The sequence below is a fragment of the Parendozoicomonas sp. 209JJ7-1 genome (assembly GCF_058147085.1).
Map to the genome: position 1 here is coordinate 1 of NZ_JBYVJU010000150.1, position 514 is coordinate 514.

Genomic DNA, 514 nt, shown 5'->3' on the forward strand with positions numbered 1-514 from the left:
CATCTTTTGTTATGCAGGTTGTCCCGCCCATTGAAGCAATATTTGAAGAGTGATAACCCAGGGATGACAGACTCACGTCAACGGCTATATCCAGCGCATTAATAAGCACCGCCTGATGCTTCCAATCGCATTTGGCATTAAATGCTGAAGCATATCTGTTCATGACTGGATATAGGCCATACAGCGTCATCAGCACACGCCCCGTCCTCTGGACGTGTGCCTCGTTAATAATTGTATAGTTATAGGGTGCAAAATCGACCCCGACCAGAAACGGGCCTTTGTTCAAATCTGCACAGCAATTTGAAAAGCCAGAAAAATAGGGGCACAGGACTTTACCCCTGTCGTAGTCTACGATTTTCCCGGTCTTGTCTTTCTTTGGAACCGCAGTCCAGACGCCTATGTTGGTCAATTTTCCATTTTCTATAAGGAGCTGAGTGTATGGATTACAGGACCATCCGGCAGAAGGCATCAGCAATGTGACAGTGAACGTGCTCATACAGGACAATAGCACTGC

At 46.7% G+C, this 514-nt stretch carries 1 protein-coding gene; it reads right to left on the bottom strand.

All coding sequences use genetic code 11. The features are described from left to right. A partial coding sequence (locus ACY2RQ_RS19795; protein WP_490114735.1) for a hypothetical protein occupies positions 1-496 on the bottom strand: 496 nt, incomplete at its 3' end. Between the last annotated feature and the right edge of the window lie 18 nt (positions 497-514).